We start from the raw sequence: 2824 nt of genomic DNA, 5'->3' as shown, positions 1-2824 counted from the left end.
GCCCAGCGAGAGGACGGTGCGGACCTCCGTCAGCCGGGCCAGTTCGGCGGCGCGCGACGCGTAGGCGGGGTCGGCTATCAGGGCGCGCGTCTCGACGTCGCGGATGATGTTGGCCTGAACGTCGGCGGCCAGCTTGTTGTAGAGGTGGTTGACCGAGCAGCCGATCAGGTTGGCGGCGTAGCGGGCGGCGATGGTCTCGGGCAGGTTGCCGCTGAGCAGGGTGACGGTGTCCCCTCGCTCGACGCCCTGGGCGAGCAGCGCGCGGGCCATGCGGTGGACGAGGTCGCGGAGTTCGCCGGCGGTGACGCGGCGGTCGTGGTGAACGACGGCCGTCCTGGTGGGTTCGGCTCCCAGGACGTCGAGGTTCCGCTCTACATATGTGCGGAACTGCTGCGCCGTGGCGGTCATGGGTGATTCCTCCTGATGCGGCAGTACGATTGCCGGCAGTTGACTTAGGCAACCAGTTGGATGGTAATGCCATCGATCAACGACTCCAAGTCGGCAAGCGGTGCAGCCGCGCTTCACGCGACCGAAACGTCGATATTCGGCCAACAAGGTGGAGGAGTGCCGGGGCAAGGGCGGCCGGCGGCCGGCCGGTCGGCCGCCCGGTCCGTGCCGCGTCCGTCAATTGACGGGGGTCCCCACGCGCAGCCGGTTGCCGTCGGGGTCCTGCAACTCGATCTCGCGCGCCCAGGGGGCGGAAACGGGTGGGACGCCGAACTCGGCGGCGACGGCGTCGATATCGCGGACCCGCAGATAAATCAGCGTGCCGGGCCGGGCGTCACCCTGATGCTCCGACAGGAACAGCCGCACCGGCCCGCGTGCCACCTCGACGAATGCAGGGAGGCCCGGCTCGAAACGGTGTTCCCACTGCTCGGTGAAACCGAGCCGGGCGTACCACGCGACCGCTGTGCTCGCGTTCTCGACATAAAGCACGGGGATGGCTTCTTCGTCCACGGCGCCATCATTCCAGACCGCGCGGATCGCCGAGTGCGCCGAGCGGGCCGGGTGCGGGCAGGAGCCGGCCGGTCGACTTCCGTCCCGCACCCGGCACGGCACCGCCCGGGCGGCCGCGAATTTCCCTGAGATCTTGGTTCACCTGCGTGGCGTGATGCCGCTAATGTGGGTGAGCCAAGTTGGTTCCCCCCACGTGTCGGCAGCGATTTCCCGTGTCCGCAACAAAGCGGAATCGCGGATTTCGAAGTGCGGCTATTCCCCTGCCCGTTCCGCTCGTGGAGTCCCCTGGCCATGTCTTCCCCCAAAACCTCCCCGGTTTCCCCGTCCTCCTCCGCCTTTCGCCGTCGCTGGGCCGCCGCCTGCGCAATAGCCCTGGCCGGCGTGCTCACGCTGGCCGGCTGCACCGGGGGCGACGAGGACACGTCGCCGGGCAAGAAGTCCTCGCCCTCCGTCTCCGCTTCGGTGTCCGCGACCCCCTCCCCCTCCCCCTCGGCACTGCCGTCGGAAGCTCCGGCCACCGCGCCCTCCCGCAGCGCCGCGCCCTCGCCGGTCCTGCCGAAGCCGCCGCGCAGGACGGCCACCCCGCCCGCTGCCGGCCACACCGGTGCGGCCGGACCCGCGGCCCGTACGCCCGCGCCGGGCAACGCCGGTACGACGTGCGAGATCCGCTCCAACGCCGGCAACTGCTACAAGGCGGGCCAGTACTGCCGCTCGTCCGACGCCGGGTCGCGCACGCACGACGCCCAGGGCCGGGTCATCATCTGCGGCAGCGACAGCGGCAAGCCGCGCTGGCACTACTGACGGCCCCGGAACGCGCAGGCCGCGCACCGTCCCTCCGCACCGGCCGCCGCACGACGGCCTGCACGACGGCCGGTGCACGGGACTACCTCGCGTAGGGGACGTTGACCTCGCCGGCGACCTCCTCGAACACCGCCAGGGCATCCTCCGGCATCTCCTGGTGCCACCGCAGATCGAGCACCACGGCGGGCGGATGGCGGGAGTAGTGCTCACGCTTGGCCGCGTCGACGGGGACGTCCGCCGGCGCCGTGCCGTTCGCGCGCGAGCGGCGCGAACGGGAGAGGAGGAAGTGGGTTCCGCTGTTGCCGCCGAGCGGATGCTGCTCGCTGTTCCACGGATCGAGCATCGCGGGTTCGAAGGCGAGACCGAGCGAGGCGGTCAGCCGCCGCAGCGTGCTTTCGGTCCTCGTGGCCAGGTCCTCGTAATGGAGGCGCGACACGGGGCCCGGCCAGCGGGCGGCGAGCTCTTCCGAGGCGCGGATCTGCGCCGCCCACTTGCCGGCGTGCTCGCGCACCGGGATGCGGGGGTACTTGCGCAGCTGCGAGTTCACCACGGCCCGTCCGTCCCGGCCCAGGAGCAGGAGATGGGCCGGGACGACGTCCCGCACCGCTGCCGCCTGCATCTCGATCCAGCGGACCGCCTTGGTCGATTCGACGACGACGGGGCGCCCGGACCGCACGGACAGGGTTTCGTACAGGTCCGGTGAGCCCGCCAGCCCCAGGCCGTCGCTGCCCGGGCGCAGGCCCGCCCACACGGAGCAGCCGGCACCGCAATAGGTGCACCGGACCGTCTTCCCGTCGTCCTTCACGGCACCCAGGCGCGTGCTGTTCCACGCTTCGCCGGCGTAGAAGACCGACGTGTGCGTGCCCAGCAGCAGGCCGAGGAGAGTCGTGCCGGAGTGCCCTGCGCCGGCGATGAACGCCACCGTTCGGTTGACCCGTCCGTCAGGGTTCATCGCAGCCCTCCGCGTCAGCCCCGCACCCGCCCGGTCAGTCGTTCACCCATGATGCCCCGGCTCTGCCGGGCCCGTGCCGGGAAGGTGCGGAACCGGCTTGTCGCCGGGCGGGTC

Annotated in this window: 4 protein-coding genes; 1 reads left to right on the top strand and 3 read right to left on the bottom strand. The window is 71.4% G+C overall.

Annotated elements, in window-relative coordinates; translation table 11 throughout:
- Both V7793_RS36100 and V7793_RS36095 read right to left on the bottom strand, forming a co-directional pair.
- The coding region (locus V7793_RS36100) for an AMP-binding protein (RefSeq protein ID WP_336013905.1) at window positions 1–408 on the bottom strand (408 nt) is incomplete at its 3' end.
- Window positions 409–624: 216 nt separating this feature from the next.
- Window positions 625–957 carry a glyoxalase superfamily protein gene (locus V7793_RS36095; RefSeq protein ID WP_179084152.1) on the bottom strand — a complete coding sequence of 111 codons (333 nt, stop codon included), beginning with the start codon at window positions 955–957 and terminating at the stop codon, window positions 625–627.
- 291 nt (window positions 958–1248) lie between these two features.
- Here V7793_RS36095 and V7793_RS36090 point away from each other — a divergent pair, with 291 nt between their 5' ends.
- Window positions 1249–1758, top strand: a complete 510-nt coding sequence (locus tag V7793_RS36090; protein ID WP_336013904.1) for a hypothetical protein — start codon at window positions 1249–1251, stop codon at window positions 1756–1758.
- Window positions 1759–1840: 82 nt separating this feature from the next.
- Here the strand turns inward: V7793_RS36090 and V7793_RS36085 are convergent, their stop codons facing one another.
- Window positions 1841–2710 carry a hypothetical protein gene (locus tag V7793_RS36085; RefSeq protein WP_336013903.1) on the bottom strand — a complete coding sequence of 290 codons (870 nt, stop codon included), beginning with the start codon at window positions 2708–2710 and terminating at the stop codon, window positions 1841–1843.
- Window positions 2711–2824: the final 114 nt, after the last annotated feature.

The organism is Streptomyces sp. KLMMK (genome assembly GCF_036961605.1).
Classification (GTDB): Bacteria; Actinomycetota; Actinomycetes; order Streptomycetales; family Streptomycetaceae; genus Streptomyces; species Streptomyces telluris.
The sequence above is the reverse complement of the archived record's forward strand: the minus strand, read 5'-3'. Positions and strand labels throughout refer to the sequence as shown.